At 71.2% G+C, this 19357-nt stretch carries 21 protein-coding genes; 13 read left to right on the top strand and 8 right to left on the bottom strand.

From position 1 onward, the window contains the following. Positions 1 to 70: 70 nt before the first annotated feature. Positions 71 to 991, bottom strand: a complete 921-nt coding sequence (locus D458_RS0128660) for a metallophosphoesterase (protein ID WP_017590162.1) — start codon at positions 989 to 991, stop codon at positions 71 to 73. Positions 992 to 1090: 99 nt separating this feature from the next. On the opposite strand from D458_RS0128660, the gene D458_RS0128655 reads away from it, so the two are divergent. Next, positions 1091 to 1543 (top strand): GatB/YqeY domain-containing protein, encoded by a 453-nt coding sequence (locus D458_RS0128655; RefSeq protein ID WP_017590161.1) that lies wholly within the window; start codon positions 1091 to 1093, stop codon positions 1541 to 1543. Between the two features lie 145 nt (positions 1544 to 1688). Here D458_RS0128655 and D458_RS0128650 read toward each other — a convergent pair whose 3' ends face one another. Then, positions 1689 to 4085: a penicillin-binding protein gene (locus D458_RS0128650; protein WP_026119774.1), complete on the bottom strand. Its 2397-nt coding sequence runs from the start codon at positions 4083 to 4085 to the stop codon at positions 1689 to 1691. 440 nt (positions 4086 to 4525) lie between these two features. Between D458_RS0128650 and D458_RS0128645 the strand changes: the two genes are divergently transcribed. Further along, a complete protein-coding gene (locus D458_RS0128645; RefSeq protein ID WP_017590159.1) occupies positions 4526 to 4843 on the top strand; it encodes a WhiB family transcriptional regulator in 318 nt (105 codons plus the stop codon). A 25-nt stretch (positions 4844 to 4868) separates the two neighbouring features. Here the strand turns inward: D458_RS0128645 and D458_RS0128640 are convergent, their stop codons facing one another. Together D458_RS0128640 and D458_RS0128635 are read right to left on the bottom strand one after the other, a co-directional pair. After that, positions 4869 to 6077 (bottom strand): ArsA family ATPase, encoded by a 1209-nt coding sequence (locus D458_RS0128640; RefSeq protein ID WP_017590158.1) that lies wholly within the window; start codon positions 6075 to 6077, stop codon positions 4869 to 4871. Next, positions 6074 to 7141, bottom strand: a complete 1068-nt coding sequence (locus D458_RS0128635) for an ArsA-related P-loop ATPase (RefSeq protein WP_017590157.1) — start codon at positions 7139 to 7141, stop codon at positions 6074 to 6076. Before D458_RS0128635 ends, D458_RS0128640 begins: the two co-directional genes overlap by 4 nt. A 148-nt stretch (positions 7142 to 7289) precedes the next feature. On the opposite strand from D458_RS0128635, the gene D458_RS35885 reads away from it, so the two are divergent. From D458_RS35885 to D458_RS0128615, 4 genes are all read left to right on the top strand, one after another. Next, the gene (locus D458_RS35885) at positions 7290 to 7463 is read left to right on the top strand and encodes a DUF4177 domain-containing protein (RefSeq protein ID WP_017590156.1); all 174 of its coding nucleotides are present in this window, start codon (positions 7290 to 7292) and stop codon (positions 7461 to 7463) included. Then, entirely contained in the window at positions 7464 to 7925 is a 462-nt protein-coding gene (locus tag D458_RS0128625) for a RidA family protein (protein ID WP_017590155.1), read from the top strand. 59 nt (positions 7926 to 7984) lie between these two features. Further along, entirely contained in the window at positions 7985 to 8842 is an 858-nt protein-coding gene (locus D458_RS0128620; RefSeq protein WP_017590154.1) for an NUDIX hydrolase, read from the top strand. 108 nt (positions 8843 to 8950) lie between these two features. Next, positions 8951 to 9757, top strand: a complete 807-nt coding sequence (locus D458_RS0128615) for an MBL fold metallo-hydrolase (RefSeq protein ID WP_017590153.1) — start codon at positions 8951 to 8953, stop codon at positions 9755 to 9757. A 219-nt stretch (positions 9758 to 9976) separates the two neighbouring features. Here the strand turns inward: D458_RS0128615 and D458_RS0128610 are convergent, their stop codons facing one another. Beyond that, a complete protein-coding gene (locus tag D458_RS0128610) occupies positions 9977 to 10660 on the bottom strand; it encodes a Crp/Fnr family transcriptional regulator (protein ID WP_014908639.1) in 684 nt (227 codons plus the stop codon). Between the two features lie 278 nt (positions 10661 to 10938). Between D458_RS0128610 and nth the strand changes: the two genes are divergently transcribed. From nth to D458_RS0128595, 3 genes are all read left to right on the top strand, one after another. After that, positions 10939 to 11715 (top strand): endonuclease III, encoded by a 777-nt coding sequence (nth, locus tag D458_RS0128605; protein ID WP_017590152.1) that lies wholly within the window; start codon positions 10939 to 10941, stop codon positions 11713 to 11715. Between the two features lie 215 nt (positions 11716 to 11930). After that, the gene (locus D458_RS0128600) at positions 11931 to 12584 is read left to right on the top strand and encodes an NUDIX hydrolase (protein ID WP_017590151.1); all 654 of its coding nucleotides are present in this window, start codon (positions 11931 to 11933) and stop codon (positions 12582 to 12584) included. Positions 12585 to 12607: 23 nt separating this feature from the next. Then, entirely contained in the window at positions 12608 to 13786 is a 1179-nt protein-coding gene (locus tag D458_RS0128595; RefSeq protein WP_017590150.1) for a MarP family serine protease, read from the top strand. 101 nt (positions 13787 to 13887) lie between these two features. On the opposite strand, the gene D458_RS0128590 is transcribed toward D458_RS0128595, so the two are convergent. Together D458_RS0128590 and D458_RS0128585 are read right to left on the bottom strand one after the other, a co-directional pair. Continuing rightward, on the bottom strand, positions 13888 to 14442 hold the full coding sequence (locus D458_RS0128590) for an ATP-binding protein (protein ID WP_017590149.1): 555 nt from the start codon (positions 14440 to 14442) through the stop codon (positions 13888 to 13890). A 13-nt stretch (positions 14443 to 14455) separates the two neighbouring features. Beyond that, positions 14456 to 14803: an STAS domain-containing protein gene (locus tag D458_RS0128585; RefSeq protein ID WP_026119772.1), complete on the bottom strand. Its 348-nt coding sequence runs from the start codon at positions 14801 to 14803 to the stop codon at positions 14456 to 14458. A gap of 232 nt (positions 14804 to 15035) precedes the next feature. Here D458_RS0128585 and D458_RS0128580 point away from each other — a divergent pair, with 232 nt between their 5' ends. Further along, entirely contained in the window at positions 15036 to 17354 is a 2319-nt protein-coding gene (locus tag D458_RS0128580; protein WP_193374663.1) for a DEAD/DEAH box helicase, read from the top strand. Between the two features lie 54 nt (positions 17355 to 17408). Here the strand turns inward: D458_RS0128580 and D458_RS35020 are convergent, their stop codons facing one another. Next, positions 17409 to 17960, bottom strand: a complete 552-nt coding sequence (locus D458_RS35020) for a hypothetical protein (RefSeq protein ID WP_017590146.1) — start codon at positions 17958 to 17960, stop codon at positions 17409 to 17411. 201 nt (positions 17961 to 18161) lie between these two features. Between D458_RS35020 and D458_RS35880 the strand changes: the two genes are divergently transcribed. Genes D458_RS35880 through D458_RS0128560 form a run of 3 tightly spaced genes read left to right on the top strand, consistent with a single transcriptional unit; the run spans position 18162 to position 19019 of the window. After that, positions 18162 to 18299 (top strand): DUF4244 domain-containing protein, encoded by a 138-nt coding sequence (locus tag D458_RS35880; protein ID WP_017590145.1) that lies wholly within the window; start codon positions 18162 to 18164, stop codon positions 18297 to 18299. Next, the gene (locus D458_RS0128565) at positions 18277 to 18633 is read left to right on the top strand and encodes a TadE family type IV pilus minor pilin (protein WP_152521277.1); all 357 of its coding nucleotides are present in this window, start codon (positions 18277 to 18279) and stop codon (positions 18631 to 18633) included. The genes D458_RS35880 and D458_RS0128565 overlap by 23 nt, the downstream gene beginning before the upstream one ends. Then, positions 18630 to 19019 (top strand): Rv3654c family TadE-like protein, encoded by a 390-nt coding sequence (locus D458_RS0128560; protein ID WP_017590143.1) that lies wholly within the window; start codon positions 18630 to 18632, stop codon positions 19017 to 19019. The genes D458_RS0128565 and D458_RS0128560 overlap by 4 nt, the downstream gene beginning before the upstream one ends. Positions 19020 to 19357: the final 338 nt, after the last annotated feature.

Raw genomic sequence — 19357 nt, 5'->3', positions numbered from 1 at the left:
AACGTCCCCAAGTCTAGCGGACTCGGGGAGTGCTTGTGCACGCCAATTTCGCCGGGGCGGAATCGGCTGCTCAGGGGCGGGCGACGAGGTCCAGGAGCGAGGCCTCGGGGCGGCAGCAGAACCGCACCGGGGCGTACGGGGACGTGCCCAGGCCGCCGGACACGTGCAGCCACGCGTCGCCGTACCCGTTGAGCCCCCAGGCCCGCTTCCGGTCGATCCCGCAGTTGGTGACCAGCGTCCCGTAGAACGGCAGGCACAGCTGGCCGCCGTGCGTGTGGCCGGCGAGGAGCAGCTGGTAGCCGTCGGCCTCGAAGCGGTCGAGGTTCGCGGGCTCCGGTGAGTGCAGGACACCCAGCCGGATGTCGGCCGCGGGGTCGGCCGGGCCCGCGACGTCGTCGTAGCGGTCCAGCTTGATGTGCGAGTCGTGCACACCGGCCAGGGCCACGTCCAGGCCGTTGGCCTTCAGGGAGCCCTTGTGGTTGTTCAGGTCGAGCCAGCCCGAGGCCGACATCGCCGATCCCAGCTCACGCCAGGGCAGGTCCGGCACCCGGCGCTTGTTGTAGTCCGTCTTGCTGGTCCGCCACAGGTAGCGCGCCGGGTTCTTCAGCTGGGGCGAGAACAGGTCGTTGGACCCGTACACGAACGCGCCCGGCCGGTCCAGGAGCGGGCCCAGGGCGTCCATGAAGGGCCCCACCGCCTCCGGGTGGGCCAGCGAGTCACCGGTGTTGACCACCAGGTCGGGCTCGTAGGCCTCCAGGCCGCGGATCCAGTCGATGAGCATCTTCCGGCCCGGCGTCAGGTGCGCGTCGGACAGGTGCAGGACGCGCAGGCGCGGGCTGCCGGGAGGCAGCAGGGGGAGTTCGTACCGGCGGAGCCGGAACCAGTTTCGTTCGATCACCGAGGCGTACCCCAGTCCGGCCGCACCGACCGCGCCGGTGATCGCGGCCGCGCGCCCGATCCGGCGCAGGAGCGGTCTGTTGTCGGATCCCATCCGGCCCTCCTTCGTCGTCGACCGATCGTCTCAGATCCGTCGGCCGCCCCGTGCGCAAACCGTTGGTGGGGTCGGTCGGCGCGGTCATAGGATCAGGTCATGTCCGAACTCAAAGCCCGCCTCAAGTCCGACCTGACCACCGCCATGAAGGCCAAGGACAAGGTCCGCACCGCCACCCTGCGCATGGTGCTCACGACCATCGCCACCGAGGAGTCCGCGGGCTCCTCCCAGCGGACCCTCAGCGACGACGAGGTCACCAAGCTCCTGATCCGCGAGGCCAAGAAGCGCCGCGAGGCCGCCGAGGCCTTCGACAAGGGTGACCGCCCCGAGGCCGCCGCCAACGAGCGGGCCGAGAGCGAGGTCCTCTCGGACTACCTGCCCAAGCCCCTCACCGACGACGAACTCTCCCAGCTGGTGGCCGCCGCGGTCGCCGAGACCGGAGCCACCGGGATGAAGGAGATGGGCAAGGTCATGAAGATCGTCAACCCCCAGATCGCCGGCCGGGCCGACGGCGCCCGCGTGGCCGCCGAGGTCAAGAGCCAGCTGGCCTAACCGCTCCCGGCTCTTCCGGCTGAGCCCGGACCCGCCCGGCTTCGGACGGTCCCGGGCCCTCCACGAGGGCCTGTGGCAGCGATGAGGGGGCGGTGGTGACCAGGTCACCACCGCCCCCTCATCGTGTTTTCCGTTCCCTGCGGGATCAGTCCCCGTCGTCCCGGGCGGTCGCGGGCGTCACCGGGTACCAGTCACCGTTGTCGGGGGAGTGGTCGGTGTTGGCCCGGCCGCCGCCGCTGCTCAGGAACACGTTGACGGTGGCACCCTCGGGAAGCCGGGTGCCCGGGTTCGGGTTGACCGCGGCCACCGAACCCTCCGACTCGGCGGACCGGACGGCCGTCCCCGACACGTTCACCACGTAACCGGCGCCCTCGAGCGCGGCCACCGCGGCCGACTCGGTCATGCCCACCACGTCCGGCACACCGCCGTCGTCGCTGGCCGGGCTGGCCTCCTCGTCCCCGTCGTCGTCATCGTCGTCCGGCTCCGGAGCGCGCGGCTCGGAGGTCGAGCCGAACTTGCCCGGCGCGGACGCCAGCTGCTCGGTCTCCAGGCCCTCGTGGGCGCCGCGCATGGTCTCCTGCCAGATCGGTCCGGGGATCGTCGCCCCGTACACGACCCCGTAGGGGCGACCGCCGATGTTGACGTTGCGCAGCGGGTACTGCTGGGGACCGCGCGGGTCTCCGACGAACACGCTGCTGGCCATCTGCGGGGTGAACCCGGCGAACCAGGCCGCCGCTGAACCGTCGGTGGTACCGGTCTTGCCCGCCGCCGGACGCCCGATGCCCAGGCTGGAGGCGGTACCGCCGTTGAAGGTCTGCGACAGCAGGTAGCTGGTGCCGTCGGCGACCTCCTCGTCGATCACGCGCTCGCACTGCGGCTCGATGTCGATGGTGGCGCCCGCCTGGCGGTCCTCGATCTGGGTGATGGCCTGCGGCTCGCAGTACGTGCCGCCGGAGGCGAAGGTCGCGTACGCGTTGGCCACCCGCAGCGGGGAGACCTCCTCGCTGCCGAGGGTGAAGCTGCTGTTGGCGAGGGAGTTGTCGTTCTCCGTGAACAGGGTGCCGTCGGCGCGCTTCAGGCCGAGCTTCTCCGCCATCTCCATCGTGTTGCACAGTCCGGCTCGGGCCTGGAGCTGGGCGAAGTAGGTGTTGGAGGAGGCCTTGGTGCCGGACACCATGTTGTGGTTGCCCGCGTTGCTGTCACCGGCGTTGCTCAGCGACCACGACTCCAGCCGCCCGCCCTTGCAGGAGACCTGTCCGCTCACCGTGGTGGAGCTCGGCGAGTTGAACGAGGTGCTGAAGGGCATCCCCTGCTCCAGCGCCGCCGCCAGGGTGAACGCCTTGAAGGTCGATCCCGCCTGGAAGCCGCTGCTGCCGCCGCGGTCCGAGTCGGTGGTGAAGTTGATCGAGGTCTCGCCGAGCTTGCTCTCGTCGGGACCGTAGTTGCGGCTCTGCATCATGCCGAGGATGTGGCCGGTGCCCGGTTCGACGACCGCCTGCGCGGCCACCTTGCGGGACTCGTTCTCGCGCGGAACCCACTTGTCCACGGCCTTCTGCCCCGCCTCCTGCGTCTGCGGGTCCAGGGTCGTGTGGATCTCCAGGCCCGCGGTGCGCAGCCAGCGGGCCCGTTCGGTCTCGTTGGGGCCGAACCGCTCGTCCTGTTCGATCTCCTGCACCACGTAGTCGCAGAAGAACGGCTGGTCGCTGGGGACGCACCCGTTGGGCGGGGTGTCCAGCTCCAGCTCCATGTCCTCGGCCTTGGCCTCCTCGGCCTCCGCCTCGGTGATGGCGCCGGTGGCGACCATGCGGTCGAGGACGACGTTGCGCCGCTCGGTGGTCTGCTCCGGGAAGAAGCGCGGGTTGTACAGGTACGGGTAGCGCACGAGGCCGGCGATGGTCGCGGCCTGGTGCAGCTCCAGTTCGCTCGCGGGCACCTGGAAGAAGTGCTGCGCGGCGGACTCGACGCCGTAGGCGCCGTCACTGAAGTAGGCGATGTTGAGGTAGCCCTCGAGGATCTCGTCCTTCGACATCCGCTGTTCCAGGGCGACCGCGTAGCGCAGTTCCCGGATCTTGCGGGCGATGGTCTCCTCGCGGGCCTCGTCCAGTTCCTCCTGGGAGGTCGCGGCCTCGATCTGCACGTTCTTCACGTACTGCTGGGTGATCGAGGAGGCGCCCTCGGTGTTCCCGCCCACGGTCCGGAGAGCGGCACGCAGTGTGCCGGACACGTCCAGGCCGCCGTGGTCGTAGAAGCGGGCGTCCTCGATCGCCAGGATCGCGTCGACCATCACCGGTGAGATGTCGTCGATGTCGACGAGCTCGCGGTTCTGGTCGAAGATCTCGGCGATCACGCCGCCTTCGCTGTCATAGATGGTGGACCGCTGCGGGGGCGGCGGTGTCTCGAGTTGGCTGGGCATGTCCAGGAAGCCGCTGGCGATGTTGCGGGCCGTGATCCCCATGCCGCCGACTGCCGGGAGGGCCAGTGCGGCGACGAGGAGACCGGCGATCACGCCGACGACCACCAGTTGGCTGATTCTTTGAAGCAATGTCCCCTGACCCACCCCATCAGACTAAGTGACCACGAACGCTCAAAAACGGTGCTGTCGGCGACGGACGGTGCGTTCTCACGCCGAATCGCCCAAGCCGACGCACGAGCCGTGCCCCCGGACCATCTTTCCACGGTTATCGCTGACCGGTCCCGGCGCGGTTCGGCAGATATGTACCCCTGCCCCGGTCGGGGAGGGGGTCCGGTCGGCCACGCAATGGCCCGCTCGGGCCATATCCCTGAGACGGAAAGTGGGTCGAGTGGGTTCTGTTGGCGCGGCGATCCGAACCGTAATTTCGAGATAACGGGGGGTGCCGTGACAGCACGTGTACGTCGCACCCCACGCGGTAGCGGGAGGCCACCGTGTTCACCTCCACTCAACCAGAGCACACCAACCACCTGTGACCGCGAGCGCAAGCACACGTCTGGGAAGTGGGCCACATGTGGACCAATCAGTGGACGACGAAGGCTCTGTGCCGACGAATCGACCCCGACGCCCTCTTCGTTCAGGGGGCCGCGCAGAACCGGGCCAAGCTCTTCTGCCACGGCTGCCCCGTGCGCAACGAGTGCCTGGCAGACGCGCTCGACCACCGGGTCGAGTTCGGGGTCTGGGGCGGTATGACCGAACGCGAGCGCCGCTCCCTGCTGCGCAAGCACCCCGAGGTCACTGACTGGGGTCCCCTCCTGGAGGAGGCGCGAAGAGAGGGCGAGGACGATCTCTCCCGCTACGCGCGGACCCTGGGGGACCCAGCCGCCTGAGACCCGGCCCGAAACCCGTCGGGTCTCAGTGGTCCTCCTGCCCGGTCCCGTCGCCTTCCCTCCGCCGGGTCCCCTCACCGGTCTGTCCGGCCTCCCCGGCGAGCGCCGAGCCGATCCCGCGCAGCCCGGCCAGGTCGTGCACGTCCTCGGGCCGTGCCGCGACCTCGGACACCCGGACCCCCCGGTGCGCCGACAGCAGCCGGGCCCGCAGCCGTGTCTCGCGCTCGTGGGTCCGAACCCGCTCCGCGTGCAGCCGCAGCGCCGCCACCGCCAGCGGGTGGGTGCCGGCCTCCGCGAGGTCCCCCGCCGCGGCCAGCGCCTCGGCGGACCCCAGGCGCGCCCCGGGGCCGGACGGCAGCGGATGGGTCCGGTTGATCACCAGCCCGGCCAAGGGCATGGACTCCTGCGCCAGCCGGTCCACGAAGTAGGAGGCCTCACGCATCGCGTCCGTGTCCGGGACCGCCACCACCACGAACGCCGTCCCCGGTGTCTGGAGCAGCCGGTAGGTGCGCTCGGCCCGCTCCTGGAAACCGCCGAACACCGTGTCGAAGGCCGAGACGAAGGAACGCAGGTCGGCCAGGAACTGGGCGCCGACGATCTTGCCCACCACCGAACTCACCACGTTGAACCCGGCCCCCAGCAGCCGGAACGCCCCGCTCGCGGGGGTGCTCAGGAAGCGGATGAGCTTGCCGTCCAGGAACCGGCCGAGCCGCTCGGGCGCGTCGAGGAAGTCCAGCGCCGACCTGCTGGGCGGGGTGTCCACCACGATCAGGTCCCACTCGTCGGACTGGCGCAGCTGCCCCAGCTTCTCCATCGCCATGTACTCCTGCGTGCCGGAGAAGCTCGTGGAGAGGGTCTGGTAGAAGGGGTTGGCCAGGATCTGGCGGGCCCGTTCGGGGTCGGCGTGCTCCTTCACGACCTCGTCGAAGGTCCGCTTCATGTCGAGCATCATGGCGTGCAGGCTGCCCCGGGCCGTCTCGGGGAGCGGCACCGGACGCGGAGTGTTGTCCAGTTCCGCCAGCCCCATCGACTGCGCCAGGCGCCGGGCCGGGTCCACGGTGATCACCACGGCCCGCCGTCCGCGTTCGGCGGCCCGCAGCCCCAGTGCGGCCGCGGTGGTGGTCTTTCCGACCCCGCCCGCACCGCAGCACACGACGATCCGTGTCCGGGGGCTGTCGAGGAGTGCGTCCACGTCCAGTCGGGCGGTCTCCCGCACGTCGTTCGTCTCCGTCACTGTCCCGCCCCCTGCTCGGCGAACCCGCGCGCCAGGTGGGACAGCGCGTCGCGGTCCACCCCGCCCTCCAGCCTGGGCAGCTCCACCAACGGGCGGCCCAACCCCTCGAGCTCCCCGCGGACCCTCTCCTCCAGGAGGTGGCGCAGCGCGTGCGCCCGCACCTCCTCCGCGAGGTCCGCCGCCAGTGCCTCGTGCTCCCCCGTGCGAGCGGTGTCCAGCCGCGCGGCCTTCAGCCCCGCGGCGAGTTCCGCGGTGTCCAGCTCCCCGGCCGCGGCGGCGGCCAGACCGGCCCCGTCGAGCAGCGGCGGGGACACCATGTTCACCACGACCGCACCCACGTCGAGCCCCATGCCCCGGATCTCGGCGATGCCGTCCCGGGTCTCCTGGGCGGGCATCTCCTCCAGCAGGGTCACGAAGTGCACGCGGGTCTGCTCGGAGCGGATGACCTCCATGACCCGGTCGGCGTGGTTGCGGATCGGCCCGACCCGGGCGAGCCCGGCCACCTCGGAGTTGACGTTCAGGAACTGGGCGATCCGCCCGGTGGGCGGCGCGTCCATGACCACCGCGCCGTAGTGGAAGGGGGCGTCGGCGGGGGTGTCCGTGGAGCGGCGCCGTCCGCCCGCGCGCCGCCGGACCGCCTCGGTGGCCTTGCCGGTGAGCAGGACGTCCCGGAGGCCGGGCGCGATGGTGGTGGCGAAGTCCACGGCGCCCAGCCGGGTGAGCGCCTGACCGGCCCGCCGCATCCCGTAGAACATCTCGAGGTACTCCAGCAGGGCCGCCTCGGCGTCCGCCGCCAGCACGTGCACGGAGCCGCCGTTCGGCGCGGAGATCATCTCGCGCTCCTCGTAGGGCAGGGCGGGGCTCCCGAGCAGGGTGGCCACGCCCTGGCGGCCCTCCACCTCGACCAGGAGCACGCGTCCGCCCCGGGAGGCCAGGGAGAGCGCCAGCGCCGTGGCCGCCGTCGTCTTCCCCGTGCCGCCCTTGCCCGTCACGATGTGCAGTCGGGCACCGGCGAACGCCGCCCCCGGGCCGCTGGTCCGCGGTCCCTGTTCACGATCGTTCACCCAACGGAGTCTATGTGCGGGCACTGCCCCCGGCGCGGGCGAGGTGTCACCGGGTCGGCCTGGACTGCCGGGTGGGTGCGGGTGAGTAAGGTGAGCGGCGTTGAGGTGCGGTCCCACAGGGCCGCCGGCGACCGAGAGGGGTAGACCGATGAGCAAGTGGGAGTACCAGAGCGTGGCTCTGCTGTCGCACGCCACCAAGCAGATCCTGGACAACTGGGGCGAGGACGGCTGGGAGCTCGTCTCCGTCGTGCCCGCGCCGCTGCCCGAGGGGACCGACCCGCGCAACCAGCAGTACGTCGCCTACATGAAGCGGGCCAAGTAGATGGCGACCCCCGAGGACCGGATCGCCGAACTCGGTCTGACCCTTCCCGAGGTGGTCCCCCCGGTCGCGGTGTACCAGCCGGCCGTCCGCAGCGGTGACCACGTCTACGTCTCCGGCCAGCTGCCGTTCGTCGGGGGCGAGCTGCCCGCGACCGGCAAGGTCGGGGCCGAGGTCGACGCCGAGGCCGCCAAGGACCTGGCCGCCGTGTGCGCGCTCAACGCCATCGCGGCGGTGCGCGCCGAGGTCGGGGAGCTGTCCAAGGTGGTGCGGATCGTGAAGGTGGGCGGTTTCGTCGCCAGCGCCCCCGACTTCACCGGCCACCCCGGTGTGATCAACGGGGCCAGCGAGCTGCTCGGTCAGGTCTTCGGGGAGGCCGGGGTGCACGCCCGCGCCGCCGTCGGTGTCGCGGCCCTGCCGTTGGACGCCCCGGTCGAGGTTGACATGATCGTCGAGGTCCGCTGACCGGACCCGAGGACGACCCGGGCCACAGCGGGGCTTTCGCGAACGACAGGAGTACGTCGATGACCGAGAACGACGGTGTGGCCCGGCCCCGACCCGCCGCCACCGTGATGCTTCTGCGTCCGGCGGCGGGCACCGCGGCCCCCACGGCCGCCGGGGGATCCCGGGCGGAGGGCTCCATGGAGGTCCTGCTCATGCGCAGGGTCTCCTCCATGGGCTTCGCCCCGGGCGCCTATGTCTTTCCCGGCGGCCGGGTGGACGAGCGCGACGCCGACGGCGACCTTCCGTGGACCGGCCCGAGCCCCGGCGAGTGGGCGCGGACCCTGGGCACCGACGTGCCGATGGCCCGGGCCCTGGTCTGTGCCGCCGTCCGGGAGACCTTCGAGGAGACCGGCGTCCTGCTGGCCAGCGAACCGGAGCGGGCCGGGGAGGAGGCCATCACCCTGGACACCGCCACCGAGGACTGGGAACGGGACCGGGTCGGCCTCATCGACCACACCCACTCCTTCACCGAGGTGTTGCGGCGGCGCGGGCTCGTGCTGCGCTCGGAGTGGCTGCGCGCCTGGGCCCGGTGGATCACCCCGAAGGACCAGCCGCGCCGCTTCGACACCTGGTTCTTCACCGCCGAGCTCCCCCCGGGGCAGACCTCGCGCGACGTCGGCGGGGAGGCCGACCTCACCCGGTGGACGGACCCGTCCGTGGTCGCCGGTGAATGGCGGGCCGGGCGGATGCCGATGCTGCCGCCGACCGTGATCGCCTGCGCTGAGCTGGCGGACCGGCGGACCCTCCGAGGTGTGCGACAGGCCCGACGGGATATCGTTCCCATCGAACCGGACGTTCGTGTGATCGACGGCCAGATCCGTGTCGTTGCCCCGGACGGGAGCGACTTCCCCCTACCGAAACCCGACGCGACGCCCTGAGCGTCCTCACCCAGCGGTGTGGATCGCCTCGTCACGGATAGGTTTCCCAGCATGTCCTCTTGGCCGTCCTTCAGACCAGTCCGGTTTCGGCGAGCGAAGCGAGGTGCGATGAGGATCGACGGTTCCGGGACACTGCGCGCCGGCTGCGTACTGTGCCCCAACCCAGGCCCGATGACGTTGGAGGGAACCAACACCTGGATCCTGCGGGAACCGGGTGCGCGCGGGGTCGTGGTCGTCGACCCCGGGCCGCACGACGAGCGGCACCTGGAGCGGGTGGCGCGGACCGTGCAGGAGCAGGGCGCCCAGGTTCTGATGACGGTGGTGACCCACCGGCACTTCGACCACACGGAGGGTTCGCGGTACTTCTCCGACCTGACCGGCGCCCCCGTGCACGCGGTCGACCCGGAGATGCGGGTGAGCGGTTCGGGGCTGGAGGACGGCCAGCTGCTCGACGCGGACGGGCTGGAGGTCCGGGTCATCACGACCCCCGGGCACACCGACGACTCGGTCTGCCTGTTCGTGGAGGCCGACAGCGCCGTCCTGACCGGCGACACGATCCTGGGCCACGGCACCACGGTGATCGACGGCGACGACGGCCTGGCCCCCTACATGGACTCGCTGTACAAGCTCCGCGACCTGGTCAGGGAACACCAGGTGCGGACCCTGCTGCCGGGCCACGGCCCGATCCTGACGTCTCCGCTGGCGGCGCTCAACTCCTACATCGACCACCGCGAGTCGCGCCTGGCCCAGGTGCGGGACGCGGTGGAGGCTGGCGCGACCGCGGTCGACGAGATCATCGACCGCGTCTACCCGGACGTCGTGGAGCGGATCCGTCCCGCGGCCGCCTCCTCGGTCCGGGCGCAGCTGCGCTACCTGGCGACCAGGGGCGAACTCCCCGAGGGCGTCGAGAACTGATCCGGGGCCCGGACGCGGTCAGGGTCCGAGGCCGGTCCGGCAGGGTTCCCTCTGCCCCGGCGCGGTCCCGGGTGCCTCTGCGCGGCCCCGACTGCCCCGGTGCGGACCCGAGTCGCCTCCGCGCGGCGCTGAGAGGCCTCCAGGAGGCCGGGACAGCGCTGCGGCCGCCACCCCCGAAGGGTGACGGCCGCACAGCGTCTTGAGTTCTGCTGAAGCGGTCTAGCGGGCGCGGCGGCGCATGCGCTCGACGTCCAGCAGGACCACGGCCTTGGCCTCGATCCGCAGCCAGCCGCGGAGGGCGAACTCGGCGAGGGCCTTGTTGACCGTCTCACGGGAGGCGCCCACCAGCTGGGCCAGCTCCTCCTGGGTGAGGTCGTGGTGAACGTGCAGGCCGTCGTCGCCCTCCTTGCCGAACTTGTCGGCGAGCTCGAGCAGGGCCTTGGCCACACGGCCGGGCACGTCGGTGAAGACCAGGTCGGCCATCACGTCGTTGGTGCGGCGCAGACGGGCGGCCAGCGACTTGAGCAGCTGGAGCCCCACCTGCGGGCGGCTGGACAGGAACGGCCGCAGGTCGTCGTGGCCGAGCCCGGCGAGCACGGAGTCGGTGACGGCCACGGCGCTCGCGGTACGCGGGCGCGGGTCGAACAGCGACAGTTCACCGAACATCTCGCTGGGGCCGAGCACGCCCAGCAGGTTCTCGCGGCCGTCCACGGCCGTGCGGGTCAGTTTCACCTTCCCGCTGAGGATCACGTACAGGCGGTCGCCCTCGTCACCCTCGTTGAACAGGGTCTGACCGCGACCGAGACGCACCTCGTTCACCGAGGAGCGGAGCGCGGCCGTGTCCTCCTCGTCCAGCGCCTCGAACAGAGGGGCCTTCCGGAGCACCTCGTTGATCTCGTCCACACGTCCTCCTAAAACCTGACCGTCAACAGTGTGACGTATATCGCAACCGGGTGTGAAACCAGGTCGTTACCTCGGCTTGTCCGCCGGGAGACAACGTGCCCACAACAGCCGACGTCAGCCCATGCGATCTTAGTCGTAATCGGTCTGTGTCAGGGCTTGCCCGCGCCGTGTGACCGGACATTGGTTACATAATCTCGGTCACCAGTCGAAATGTCGGCGCGTCACCGAATTCCGACGACCCGGGTGTGCCCCCGCAATCGGACGCCTACCCTGTGACGATGCCTCGTGACACCCCAGATGCCCGCGACGCCGCGCCCAGCGGCACCGCGGCCGTGCCCGCGGAGAACACCACGCCCACCGGCGAGAGCCGACTCGCGTTGGTCCGCCGTGCTCGAAAGACGTACCGGAAGCTCTCGGAGCTGTATCCGGACGCCCACGCCGAACTGAACTTCACCACCCCGCTGGAGCTCCTGGTCGCGACGATCCTGTCCGCGCAGTGCACGGACAAGCGGGTCAACCAGGTCACCCCGGCGCTCTTCGCGCGCTATCCCGACGCCGAGGCCTACGCGTCGGCCCGGCGTGAGGACCTGGAGGAGATGATCCGTTCGACGGGGTTCTTCCGGGCCAAGGCCAACAGTCTGCTGGGGCTGGGCCAGGCCCTGTGCGAACGGCACGGCGGCGAGGTTCCGGGAAACCTCGCCGACCTGGTCAAACTACCGGGTGTAGGGCGAAAAACCGCAAACGTACTGCTCGGTAACGCCTTCGGTGTGCCGGGTATCACGGTCGACACCCACTTCGGTCGGCTCGTCCGGCGTTTCGGGTGGACCGACGAGCAGGACCCGGTCAAGGTCGAGCACGCGGTCGGTGAACTCTTCCCGCCCAAGGACTGGACGATGCTGTCCCACCGCGTGGTGTGGCACGGCCGCCGCGTCTGCCACGCACGCAGGCCCGCCTGCGGGGCCTGCGGCGTGGCCCAGTGGTGCCCGTCCTTCGGTGAGGGTCCCACGGACCCCGCCACCGCCGGGAAACTGCTCCGCATGCGCTCGTTCGCGTGAGCGGGAGGAGCCGCGGAACACGCCCCCGGTCCGCCGGCACACGGGGCGAGCCGGTACGGCGCGGATGGGCCCCACCGGTGCGCGGAACCGGTAGCGGCGGGCACAGGTCGCGGCAGTTTGTACCCTGATTCACGTGAGTGCGCACACATCGGCCCCCGAGGCGTCCGCACCCGTACCCCACGTCGGCGCGACAACCCCCGGAACAGGTTCTTCGAATGAACTCGACCCCGCTCTGGCTGTCCGCGCTCGCGGACGCCGCCCGGACGATGCCGGTGCCCGAACCGATGCGCCCGCCGGAACAGGGCGGCCGCGAGTCGGCCGTCCTCATCCTCTTCGGTGAGACCGACAGGGGTCCCGACCTGCTGCTCATCCAGCGCAACGCCGGGCTGCGCCGCCACGCGGGCCAACCGGCCTTCCCCGGCGGCCGGATCGAGCCGACCGACCCCTCACCCGAGGCCGCCGCGCTGCGCGAGGCCGAGGAGGAGACCGGCGCCGTCCCCGCGGGGATCGACGTGGTCGGACGCCTGCCCGAGCTCTACCTGAGCTTCAGCGACTTCCGGGTCGCCCCCGTCCTCGGCTGGTGGCGTGAGCCCTCCGAGGTGCGTGCCGCCGACACCGGTGAGGTCGCCGCGGTCTCCAGGGTGCCCGTCGCCGACCTCGCCGACCCGGCCAACCGGGTCGAGGTCCGCTACGGGGGAGGGCCGGTGTGGGGCCCGGGCTTCAGGGTGGACAACATGCTCGTATGGGGCTTCACCGGTGCGATCATCGACAACCTGCTCGCTCTCGGGGGTTGGGAACTTCCGTGGCGTGACAGGGGTCTAACCGACGTGTTCGAAGCCACCCCGCAGGGCCTCCGGCCGGTCGGGTAACGCTCACTTCTTGGAGGGCATCCGTGCTCGACGCGGTTCTGGTCATCCTGTTGCTGCTCTTCGCGGTGACCGGCTACCGGCAGGGTTTCATCGTCGGAGTCTTCAGCTTCGTCGGTTTCATCGGAGGGGGGATCCTCGCGGCCGTCACCGCCCCGGGCCTCATCCAGGACTGGGTGGCGGACCCCGGCCGGCAGGCCCTGCTGGCCATCGCCGTGGTGTTCCTGTCCGCCGCGCTGGGCCAGTTCCTCGCCTCCTACCTGGGCACCCTGGTCCGCAACAAGGTCACCTGGGACTCGGCGCGGGTCGTGGACGCGTTGGGCGGGGCGCTGGTCAGCGGGCTCTCGGTGCTCCTGGTCGCCTGGTTCATCGGCAGTACGGTGGCCAACTCGGCCCTGCCGTACGTGTCCAGCCAGGTCAAGGACTCGCGCATCCTCCAGTCGGTGGACGCGCTGATGCCCAACGCCGCACACCAGGGCTTCTCGACCTTCCGCCGGGTCGTGGACCAGAGCGCCTTCCCGCAGGTCTTCAGCGGTCTGGGCACCGGTGAACTCGCCGAGGTCGAACCGCCGGACCCCGACGTCCTCACCACCCCGGAACTCATCGAGTCCAGCCGCAGCGTCGTCAAGGTCCTGGGCACCGCACCCTCCTGCCAGCGGCGGGTGGAGGGCACCGGCTTCGCCTACGGCGAGGACCGGATCATGACCAACGCGCACGTGGTCGCCGGGGTCACCGAGGACCTGCGCGTGGTGACCCGGGACGGGCACCAGCTGGAGGCCACCCTGGTGCTGTTCGACGCCCAGCAGGACCTGGCCGTGCTGCACGTTCCGGGGATGGACCTGGAACCGCTCGAGTTCAACGGTGAGGCCGCCCAGGGCGACGACGCGGTGGTGGCGGGCTTCCCGCGCAACAGCGGGTTCACCGCCGTACCCGCGCGCATCAGGGCCAAGCAGACCGCTCAGGGCTCGGACTTCTACCACTCGCAGCAGGTGAGCCGGGAGATCTACCAGGTGCGCGCGGTCGTGCGCCCCGGAAACTCCGGCGGTCCGCTGCTGGCCCCCGACGGCACGGTGTACGGGGTCGTGTTCGCCGCCGCCACCAACGAGGACGAGACCGGCTACGTGCTGACCTACGAGGAGATCGCGGACAACGTCGAGGCGGGGCTGACGGCCTCCTCGGAGGTCTCCTCCCAGACCTGCGACTAGGTCCTGGCCAGGGGCCGGGCTCCTGGCCCTTCCGCACGAACGACGAGGGGGCGCCTCCCGCACCGGGAGGCGCCCCCTCGTGACGTGCTGACAGATCTGAGCTAGTTCGAGCTCGGGTTCTGGGTCTGGTCCGCCTGCAGCGGCCAGCTCATCCGGACGACCGTGCCCGCGTCGTTGGGTTCGATGGTCACCTCGTCCGCGAGGCCCGTGATCACCGCCAGGCCGAGGCCGGGGGAGAACCCGGAGATACCACCGGGAGGGGTGTCCTCGCCGTCCAGGAAGAGGCCGTCCAGCAAGGGCTCCAGGTGGTTGGCCGTCTCCTCGGTGTCCTTCGCCGGGGCACGGTCGGAGACGACGACCTCGAAACGTCGTGTGGCGCTCCCGTTGGCGCGCAGCGTTCGGCTCGAGGTGTCGGTGCGGGGGTCCGACACCGGATCAGTTCCGCTGTCGTCGATCAGCTGGAGCAGGATCGGCTGTGTGGGGCAGTGCAGCTTGTGTGCCGCCACCGCCCGGGAACACGCCTCTCCGACCGCCAGCCTGATCTCGTCGATCGCGGAGGCGGCGATACCCGCCCGCCGCGCGACGGTCGCGGCCATGAGCCGCGCCGTACGCACGTGGGCGGGAAGCGCACTGATCGTGAGCGTGATGGTTGCCATCGCTCGCTCTGGGCTACTTCGAGGAACGCTTGTCGATGGCTTCCTGCACCGAGCTGTGGATACCGAACACCTTGGTCAGCCCGGTGATCCGGAAGATCTTCAGAATCCGTTCCTGGGTGCAGACCAGATCCAGGGTCCCGTCGTGAGCACGGACCCGCTTCAACCCGCCCACAAGCACACCGAGGCCCGTCGAGTCCAGGAACTCCACCTTCTCCATGTTGACCACGAGGTGGAAGTTGCCCTTGTTGACCAGGTCGATCAGCAGCTCGCGGAGCCGGGGCGCGGTATAGACATCGATCTCACCCTCAACGACGACGATCTCGGTGTCGCCCTCGGTGTAATGATCAAGCTTCAAATCCACAAGTCCTCCAGCGCCGAACCGCGAAATATCGCGAAGTATCTCTGCCGGGCGTTACCCCACCAGCACGCATTCAACCACGGGTGTCCTGAGTGTCTCCCCGTCATGCACAGGAAAACGGTGACCCCGCGCCACTCTTCCCCCGGATGTCACACTGAAACCGATGTCGACCGGCGCCCCGACCTCGGGACGAGGACCAGCGACTCGTGAACGTGTCCAGTGAGGAGGGGTCTCGATGAGGCGATCGGAGCCCGTGCTCCCCGGTGTGTGGCGTGACGACACCCGGTACCCGCAGGTCACCCATATCGAGCATGTGGCCCGGAACGCAGGAGTGAGCGGGGACTGGCCGGAGTGGACAGCCTCCCACCTGGTCGAGCGGTTGGCCGAACGGGGGATCACGGGTCCGTGGTCCCACCAGGCAGCCGCCGCCGACCTCGCACGCTCGGGCCGTGATGTGATCATAGCCACGGGCACCGCCTCGGGGAAGTCGCTTGGCTTCCTTATGCCCGCAGTGGAGGCGGTTGACTCCGGTGAAACGGTGCTCTACCTCTCCCCGACCAAAGCGCTCGCCCAGGACCAACTCAGATGGATTACGGACCTGGGACTTTCGGGCATGCGCGCGTCCGTCTACGACGGGGACACCACCCCGGAGGAACGCTCCTGGGTGCGCGAGCACGGGAACTACGTCCTGACCAACCCGGACATGCTGCACCACGGGATCCTCCCCCGGCACGGGGCGTGGGCGAGGTTCCTGCGGCGGCTCCGTTACGTGGTGATCGACGAGGCGCACCGGTACCGCGGGGTCTTCGGCTCGCACGTCGCCCAGATCCTGCGGCGACTGCGGAGGGTGTGCGCCCGCTACCGGTCCGAGCCGGTGTTCGTCCTGGCCTCGGCGACCTCGGGTTCACCCGCTGAGAGCGCCACCCGGCTGACCGGGGTCCCGGTCACCGCGGTGAGCGAGGACGGCTCGCCGCGGCCGGGGATGTCCGTCGCCCTGGTCGAGCCGGAGCTCACCGACCTGACCGGGGAGCACGGTGCCCCGGTGCGCCGTACCGCTCCCTCACAGGCCGCCGAGATGCTGGTCGACCTGGTCCGGGACGGGGTGCGCACGCTGGTGTTCGTGCGTTCGCGCCAAGGGGCCGAGGTGGTCGCGATCAACGCCCGGCGCATGCTGACCGAGAACGGTGAGCACGACCTCGCCGACCGGGTGGCCGCCTACCGCGGCGGGTACCTGGCGAGTGAGCGCCGGGAGCTGGAGGAGGCCCTGCGCTCGGGGGAGCTCCTCGGGCTGGCCAGCACCAACGCGCTGGAACTCGGTGTGGACATCAGCGGGCTGGACGCCGTGCTCATCGCCGGCTGGCCGGGCACGCTGGCGTCCCTGTGGCAGCAGGCGGGCCGTGCGGGACGGCGCGGCGAGGACGCCCTGGCGGTGTTCATCGCCCGGGACGACCCCCTGGACACCTACCTGGCCCACCACCCCGAGGCTATTTTCGGGCGCTCGGTCGAGGCCACCGTCCTTGACCCGGAAAACCCGCACATCCTCGGTCCGCACCTGTGCGCGGCCGCCCAGGAGCTCCCGATCACGCGTGACGACTTCGCCCTTTTCGGTGAGACGACCGAGGGACAACTCGCCGAACTCGTGCATTGCGGACTACTCAGGAAGCGTCCGAGGGGTTGGTTCTGGACAAGCAATGAGCGTGCGAGTGACCTGGCCGATATCCGTGGGGCCGGTGGGCCGCCGATCCAGATCGTCGACACCGGCAGCGGACAACTGCTCGGCGAGATCGACGAGGCGGCCGCCCACGGCACCGTCCACACGGGCGCGGTCTACCTCCACCGGGGGGCGACCTACCTGGTGGACGACCTCGACCTGGACGAGGGGGTGGCCCTGGTGCACGCGGCGGAGCCGCCCTACAGCACCTGGGCGAGGGACACCACGGACATCACCGTGCTGTCGGTTCTGCGGCAGGAGACCTGGCCGAGCGGGGCCGTGGTGCACTTCGGCGAGGTGGAGGTGGCCCGCCAGGTGGTGGGCTTCCTCAAACGGGACGTACGCACCGGATCCGTCCTCGGGGAACAGCCCCTGGAGATGCCCGAGCGCACCCTCCGGACCCGCGCGGTCTGGTGGACCCTGCCCCAGGAGGGCGAGGACCGGCTGCGCAAGGAGGACGTGGCGCTGCTGGGGGCCGCACACGCCGCCGAGCACGCGGCGATCGGCCTGCTGCCGCTGCTGGCCACCTGCGACCGCTGGGACATCGGCGGGGTGTCCACCGCCGTGCACAGGGACACCGGGAAGCTCACGGTGTTCGTCTACGACGGCTACGAGGGCGGAGCCGGGTTCGCCGAACGCGGCTACGCGGCCGCCCGGGAGTGGCTCTCCGCCACCCGGTCCGCCATCGCCGACTGCGAGTGTGATCAGGGCTGCCCCTCGTGCATCCAGTCGCCCAAGTGCGGGACCGGCAACGAACCGCTGAGCAAGTCCGGCGCCCTGCGCCTCCTGGACGAGGTGCTGGGCGAGGTCGGGGACCGCGACCACGGGGACGCCGAGGGATGACGCGCCGGGCCTGAGGAGGCGGCAGCAGGGGAGCCGGTGCGGCCCCGGCCCTCCTCACCCTCCGAGGAGCCCTCCGGGCAGGGCCGACCAACCGTCGGGGGACAGCTGCCTCGCAGGAACGGGACCGGAACGCGGGGGTGCGGGGACGGGTCCTCTGCCGACCACCCCCACCAGCATGATCTCGAGTTCGCGGTCGTGCTGGACCGAGGTCAGGCCGAACCAGCGCTCCGAGCCGGAGAGCTGCCAGACCCGCAGTTCGCGGAAGGCGTCCTGGAGGGAGGCGAACGGCTCGGCCACCGCCTCGTTCCTGAGTGCGGCCGCCTCGTACCAGGGGCGCGGATCCAGGATCCCGTGCGCACCCCAGCGGTTGTCGAGGGCCGTGGTGAGCTCGTCCCCGGCTCCCCGGATCTCCTCCTCCGCTGCCTCCACGGCCTCGACCGAGCCGTCCTCCCAGAAGTCCCGGCTCATGGCCAGCACGACCAGGTGGTGGTCGGGACTCCCGGACAGGTGTCCCCCGGGGAGGTGCCGCGAGGGGAACGGGGAGCCGACGACCTCCTCGACGGTGCTCAGCCGCTGGGCGGGCGAGGAGGGTACGGAGTTCACCATGGGCGGCACCCTAGGGGCTCGGGGCGGAGTTATCCACAGGCTGGGGAGGGCCGCTTCCCTTCCGGCCGGGCTCGGCGCAGTCTGGAAGGGCCGGGGCGGAACCGTTCCCGCCCGGCTCACCAGGGAGGTCCCATGTTCTCTTCGCCGTGCCCGAATCCGCCCGCTGCCACCCCCGCTCCCGCCCCCGCTCGCGACCGGGGCATGAGCACCGCCGAGTACGCGATGGGCACCATCGCGGCGGTCGCCCTCGCCGGGGTCCTCTACTTCGTCGTCACCAGCGACGCGGTCAGTGCCGCCCTCACCTCGATCGTCGTCGATGCGCTCCAGTCCAGCCCCTGACCGCGGGTCCGTGACGATGGAGGCCGCGATGGTGCTGCCCTCCCTGCTGCTCGTGCTGGCCGTCGCCCTCGGCGCGGTCGGCGCGGCGGCCGCACAACTCTCCTGCGCCGACGCCGCCCGGCTCGGGGCCCGGGCCCTGGCCCGCGGAGAGCCACCCGAACACGCCCGTGCCCTCGCCCTGGCCGCCGCACCGGCTCAGGCCCGGGTCCACCTGGCGGAGAGCGACGGCACGGCCCGGGTCACCGTCCGGGCCGAACTCAGGATCGGGCCGCTCCGGGCACCGCCCCTGGAAGTCGACGGCAGCGCGGCGGTTCCGCTGGAACCGGGCCGGTGAGATCCGCGGGGCGCCAGAGGGCGGGGCCGGGCCCGGCGGACGGCGGCTCGGCCACCGTCTGGTGGATCTCCCTGTGCCTGGCGCTGTGGTTCCTCACCTACGCCGTACTCCTCACCGCCGCGGCCCGCCTGGACCGGGACCGTGCCGCGACCGCCGCCGACCTCGCCGCGCTCGCGGCGGCGGCCCGGGCCCACGAGGGCGCCGGTGCGGCCTGCGCCGTTGCCGAACGGACCGCCTCGGCCAACGGGGCCGCCCTCGACACCTGCGACCTGAACGGCCTCACGGTCACGGTGAGGGTCTCCCTCCCCGCGTCCGCCCTGCCCCACGAGGTCGGTGCCCGCTCCAGGGCCGGACCCGCCCATGACCCCGCCGAGGAGGTGGAATGACCGCCCCACCGGTCCTGGTGTGTGTTCTCCTGCTCTGCGGTCCGGCCCTGACCGGCATCGGACCCGGGCCCGAACCCTGTACCGGGGCGCCCGCCACGGTGCGGGGGTCGGACCCGGAGGCGGAAGCGGACGTCGAGGCGGACCCGGACGCGGGAGCGGCTTCGGACGCGGAAGCGGGACCGGAAACGGGTCCCGAACCCCGGTCGGCCCCGGGCAGCTCAGAACCGGCCCTTCCCGAGCGGCCGCCCTCCTCGGCCGATCCGTCCGAACCGCCGCGCCCCCCGCCCGAGTCGAGCGCCGTCGCCGAACCCTGCCCCTCCGGCCCCGAACCCCTCGAC

The sequence above is a fragment of the Nocardiopsis ganjiahuensis DSM 45031 genome (assembly GCF_000341085.1).
Taxonomy (GTDB): Bacteria; Actinomycetota; Actinomycetes; order Streptosporangiales; family Streptosporangiaceae; genus Nocardiopsis; species Nocardiopsis ganjiahuensis.
The sequence above is the reverse complement of the archived record's forward strand: the minus strand, read 5'-3'. Positions and strand labels throughout refer to the sequence as shown.

Excerpts from the sequence above, each read along its gene's own strand:
- D458_RS0128660 (WP_017590162.1), bottom strand. The coding sequence starts at position 991 with ATGGGATCCGACAACAGACCGCTCCTGCGCCGGATCGGGCGCGCGGCC.
- D458_RS0128655 (WP_017590161.1), top strand. The coding sequence starts at position 1,091 with ATGTCCGAACTCAAAGCCCGCCTCAAGTCCGACCTGACCACCGCCATG.
- D458_RS0128645 (WP_017590159.1), top strand. The coding sequence starts at position 4,526 with ATGTGGACCAATCAGTGGACGACGAAGGCTCTGTGCCGACGAATCGAC.
- D458_RS35885 (WP_017590156.1), top strand. The coding sequence starts at position 7,290 with ATGAGCAAGTGGGAGTACCAGAGCGTGGCTCTGCTGTCGCACGCCACC.
- D458_RS0128625 (WP_017590155.1), top strand. The coding sequence starts at position 7,464 with ATGGCGACCCCCGAGGACCGGATCGCCGAACTCGGTCTGACCCTTCCC.
- D458_RS0128620 (WP_017590154.1), top strand. The coding sequence starts at position 7,985 with ATGACCGAGAACGACGGTGTGGCCCGGCCCCGACCCGCCGCCACCGTG.
- D458_RS0128615 (WP_017590153.1), top strand. The coding sequence starts at position 8,951 with ATGAGGATCGACGGTTCCGGGACACTGCGCGCCGGCTGCGTACTGTGC.
- nth (WP_017590152.1), top strand. The coding sequence starts at position 10,939 with ATGCCTCGTGACACCCCAGATGCCCGCGACGCCGCGCCCAGCGGCACC.
- D458_RS0128600 (WP_017590151.1), top strand. The coding sequence starts at position 11,931 with ATGAACTCGACCCCGCTCTGGCTGTCCGCGCTCGCGGACGCCGCCCGG.
- D458_RS0128590 (WP_017590149.1), bottom strand. The coding sequence starts at position 14,442 with ATGGCAACCATCACGCTCACGATCAGTGCGCTTCCCGCCCACGTGCGT.
- D458_RS0128580 (WP_193374663.1), top strand. The coding sequence starts at position 15,036 with ATGAGGCGATCGGAGCCCGTGCTCCCCGGTGTGTGGCGTGACGACACC.
- D458_RS35020 (WP_017590146.1), bottom strand. The coding sequence starts at position 17,960 with ATGGTGAACTCCGTACCCTCCTCGCCCGCCCAGCGGCTGAGCACCGTC.
- D458_RS35880 (WP_017590145.1), top strand. The coding sequence starts at position 18,162 with ATGAGCACCGCCGAGTACGCGATGGGCACCATCGCGGCGGTCGCCCTC.
- D458_RS0128565 (WP_152521277.1), top strand. The coding sequence starts at position 18,277 with ATGCGCTCCAGTCCAGCCCCTGACCGCGGGTCCGTGACGATGGAGGCC.